This is a genomic window from Phenylobacterium sp., assembly GCF_036402295.1.
In the GTDB taxonomy this organism is placed as follows: Bacteria; Pseudomonadota; Alphaproteobacteria; order Caulobacterales; family Caulobacteraceae; genus Phenylobacterium.
The window spans coordinates 1-4,297 of record NZ_DASWTE010000050.1 but is presented as its reverse complement, the minus strand read 5'-3'; the positions used below and the strand labels follow the sequence as shown (position 1 = coordinate 4,297).

3 protein-coding genes are annotated in these 4,297 nt (G+C 70.4%); 2 read left to right on the top strand and 1 reads right to left on the bottom strand.

The features are described from left to right. Together pepN and VGD44_RS03000 are read left to right on the top strand one after the other, a co-directional pair. Positions 1–1,765 (top strand): aminopeptidase N (gene pepN, locus VGD44_RS03005; protein WP_331083729.1); only part of this gene is annotated, 1,765 nt, incomplete at its 5' end. A gap of 122 nt (positions 1,766–1,887) precedes the next feature. Continuing rightward, positions 1,888–3,720, top strand: a complete 1,833-nt coding sequence (locus VGD44_RS03000) for a sensor histidine kinase (protein ID WP_331083727.1) — start codon at positions 1,888–1,890, stop codon at positions 3,718–3,720. On the opposite strand, the gene VGD44_RS02995 is transcribed toward VGD44_RS03000, so the two are convergent. Further along, positions 3,656–4,150 carry a periplasmic heavy metal sensor gene (locus VGD44_RS02995; RefSeq protein ID WP_331083725.1) on the bottom strand — a complete coding sequence of 165 codons (495 nt, stop codon included), beginning with the start codon at positions 4,148–4,150 and terminating at the stop codon, positions 3,656–3,658. The genes VGD44_RS03000 and VGD44_RS02995 overlap by 65 nt on opposite strands. Positions 4,151–4,297 lie beyond the last annotated feature (147 nt).

Below are 4,297 nucleotides of genomic sequence, written 5' to 3'. Positions count from 1 at the left end.
CGCCACCGACCTCGACTACGAGCGCATCGAGGCCGTGGTCGCCCACGAGTACTTCCACAACTGGACCGGCAACCGCATCACCTGCCGCGACTGGTTCCAGCTGTGCCTGAAGGAGGGCCTGACGGTCTTCCGCGAGCAGGGTTTCTGCGCCGACATGCGCGGCGAGGCGGTGGCGCGGATCAAGGCGGTGAAGGCGCTGCGCATGCGCCAGTTCGCCGAGGACCAGGGCCCACTGGCCCACCCGGTGCGACCGTCCAGCTACATGAAGATCGACAACTTCTACACGGCCACGATCTACGAGAAGGGCTCCGAGCTGATCGGGATGCTGAAGACCCTGATCGGGCCCGACGCCTTCCGGAAGGGCATGGACCTCTACTTCGACCGCTGGGACGGTCACGCCACCACGGTCGAGGCGTTCATCGAATGCTTCTCTGAGGCCTCGGCCCAGGACCTGTCGTCGTTCTTCGCCTGGTACGAGCAGGCCGGCACGCCGCGCATCACGCTGGCCGGCAGCTACGACGAGGAAGCCCGCGCGCTCGAGCTCACGCTCACCCAGGCCAATCCGGCCACGAACGGCCAGGCTGAGAAGCGCCCGGTGCCCGTCCCGGTGACCGTCGGCCTCCTCGACCTGGAGGGCCGCACGCTGGCCTTCGAGCGCGACGGCCAGGCGGTGGACGAGACCGTGATCGTGCTCGACCGGCCGGAGATGAAGGTCACGCTCACCGGCGTCGACAGCCTGCCTGTGGTCTCCGCCCTGCGCGGCTTCTCGGCCCCGGTGGTGATGCGGACCGACGCCGAGCCCAAGGAGCGCTACGTCCAGCTCGCCTCGGACCCCGACCTGTTCAACCGCTGGGAAGCCGGCCAGGACCTGGCCGCCGACCTGATCCTCAGCCGCGCCGCCGGCCGGCCGAACGAGGTGGGCGAGGAGCGCTACGCCGACGCCGTGGGCCGCGCCCTGGTCGACCAGGCCTCGGACGAGGCGTTCAAGGCGCTGCTGCTGGCTTTGCCAGCGGAGACGGACCTCGCCCTGCTGCGCAACCCGGTCGACCCCGCGGCGATCCATGAGGCGCGTGATGCGCTGCGGCTGCGGCTCGCCATGCACCTGAACGCCGAACTGCGCCGGCTGCACACGGGCCTGCAGGACCTGGGCGAGTTCTCGCCCGACGCCGCCGGCGCCGGCCGTCGCGCGCTGCGCAACGCCGCCCTCGACCTGCTCTCCACGACCGGCCGCAACGACGTGACCGAGATCGCCGCGGGCCACTACCACGCCTCAGTCAACATGACCGACATGATCGGCGGCCTCTCGGCCCTGATGCAGATCGGCGGGCCGGCCTACGAAGAGGCGCTCAGCCACTTCTTCGACCGGTTCAAGGACGAGCCGCTGGTGGTCGACAAGTGGTTCGCCCTGCAGGCCCGCGACACCAGCGAGACGGCGCTGGGCCGCATCCTGGGCCTGACCGCCCATCCGGCCTTCGACGCCCAGAATCCCAACCGCCTGCGCGCCCTGGTCTCGACCTTCGCGAACTTCAACCCCGCGCGGTTCCACGACCCGAGCGGGGACGGCTACCGCTTCCTGGCCGACCAGATCATTGCCGTCGACCGCTACAACCCCATGACCGCGGCCCGCCTGGTCGATCCGCTGGGCGGCTGGAAGCGGCTGAAGCCCGAACTGGGCGTCCTGATGAAGGCGCAGCTGGAACGGATTGTCGCGATCGAGGGACTCTCCAAGAACGTTTACGAATTGGCGACCCGTGCGCTGAACTGATGTGGCATTAACCCACAATGTCGGTGGGTTGCGGATCAGATTAGGCTTCCGCGGCCGGTTCCGGGACGGGCCAGCGAGAGCTTAGGAGGGCGGCGGCTTTGGCCGGACGCGGGGGGCAAAGCGTGGCAGGCGTCACGCCCGAGCGGCGGGCGCGTCCCCGCACGCCCCTGTCGCAACGCTACTCCCGCCCGACCCTCATCACCGTCGTCGCCCTGCTCGCCGTCTTCGCCGCCGTCGGTGTCGTCCGCATCCTGAGCGCGACGCCCAGCCCGTTCGAGCTGGTCGCCTGGTTCCTGATCCCGGTGGCCGCGGCCGTGGCGATGGGCGTGCTGCTATTCCTCGAGATGCAGCGCGTCGAGCGGGTCCAGGCCGCCCGCATCGATTCGGAGCAGCGCTTCCGCATGGCCGTCGAAGCCGCGCGCTGCGGCATCTGGGAGTGGGACCTGGCCAACGACCAGATCTTCATGTCCGAGGTCACCGCCTCGCTGTTCGGCTGGCGCTCGGGCCTGGTGGACGGTCAGCAGGTGCTGGAGCGTGTCGCCCCCGGGCACCGCGACGACATGCGCGAGGCGCTGTCCACCGCCGCCATCTACGGCGACTTCGACGTCAGCTTCCGCGTGCCGCCGCTGGCCGGCGCCCGGCCCGTCTGGATCGACTTCCGCGGCCGCGGCTTCGGCGAAAGCCCCGAGGGCGGCTTCGCCCGCATCATCGGGGTGGCCCTCGACGTCACCGAGGAGCGTCTGGCCCAGGCGCGCGCGCAGTCCGCCGAGAGCCGCCTGCGCGACGCCATCGAAAGCACCTCCGAGGCCTTCGTCCTGTGGGACCGCAACGGCCGGCTGGTGATGTGCAACAAGAACTTCCGCAGCTACTTCCAGCTCGACCCCGAGATCCTGAAGGCCGGCGTCGGCCGCGAGCAGGTGGAGCGCGCCGCGCGTCTCTCCATCCGCCAGGAGTATCCGGCGCCGGGCGGCCGCCGCGGCGTGCGCGAGGCCGAGCTCAGCGACGGCCGCTGGGTGCAGATCTCCGAGCGTCCCACGGCGGAAGGCGGCCTCGTCGTCACCGCCGCCGACATCACCGTGCTGAAGACCCAGGAGGAGGCCCGCCGGATCAAGGAGGAGGAACTCCGCCGCGCGGTCATCAACCTGGAACAGAGCCAGGAGCAGCTCTCCGAACTGGCCCGCAAGTACGAGGCCGAGAAGATCCGCGCCGAGGCCGCCAGCCAGGCCAAGAGCGACTTCCTGGCCAACATGAGCCACGAGCTGCGCACGCCGCTGAACGCCATCAACGGCTTCTCCGAGATCATGGCCGCCGAGATGTACGGTCCGGTCGGCGACGCCCGCTACCGCGACTACGCCCGTGACATCCTGAACTCGGGCCAGCACCTGCTGGCGCTGATCAACGACATCCTCGACATGGCCAAGATCGAGGCCGGCAAGCTCACCCTGCGCTTCGAGCCGGTGTGCCTGGAGGAGATCGCCGAGGACGCCCTGCGGCTGGTCCGCAATCGCGCCGACTCCGCTGGCCTGAGCCTGATCCTCGACTTCGTGGACCTGCCCGACGTCGAGGCCGACCACCGGGCGATCAAGCAGGTGCTGCTGAACCTGCTCTCCAACGCCATCAAGTTCACGCCGCGCGGCGGCAAGATCACCATCCGCGCCGAGCTGCGCGACGAAGCGCTGGGTCAGCGCGTGCGGGTGGGCGTGCAAGACACCGGCATCGGAATCTCGCCCCAGGACCTCGAACGCCTCGCCCGGCCCTTCGAGCAGGTCGAAAGCCAGCACTCCAAGACCACCCAGGGCACAGGCCTGGGCCTCGCGCTCACCAAGTCGCTGGTGGAGATGCACGGCGGCCTGCTGGATCTGAAGAGCGCGCCCGGCCAGGGCACCCTGGTCAGTTTCGCTCTCCCTCTCCGTCAGAGCCAGCCGGCGGCCGCATCGGGCGCTGCGGCGGCCTAGCCAGGGCTTCGCCGAACACCTTGCGCTGGTCCCGCGGCAGGGTCGCGGCGAATTCCACGATGCGGCGGTCCATCGCCATGCGGTTCTCGTGCTCGGCCGCGCGCGCCTTCGCCAGCGCGGCCAGCGCCGCGTCCTTGTCGAAGGGCTCGTCGCCAAAGCCGCGCATGGTCTCGCGGGCGAGCTTGCGGGCCTCACGCGCCTTGGGGCCGTAGGTCTGGGCGAAGGCCCGTCCACCCTCGCGCCAGGCGGCCTGCGACTCCGGCGGCAGCGCGCGGACGGCCTGGACCAGCGGGTTGCGGCCCCGGAAACCCGCCACGGCGGCCGGCGGCTCCTTTGATTTCGCCAGGTGCGCACCGACGAAGGCGCCGCCGATGAAGACATTCAGGGCGAGGGACACGAACAGCGCCCCCAGGAGCAGCGGACGGCTCATCCGGCTTCCTCGTCGAGGTAGAAGCTGACGTCGTCGTCGCCGATCGCCGCCAGAATCGCATCGGCGTCGTCGGCCGCGGCCGCAGGCGCGCCGAGTTGGACCCCCAGCACCAGACCCGCGGCGCAGGCGGCGGCCAGGCCGGCTCCC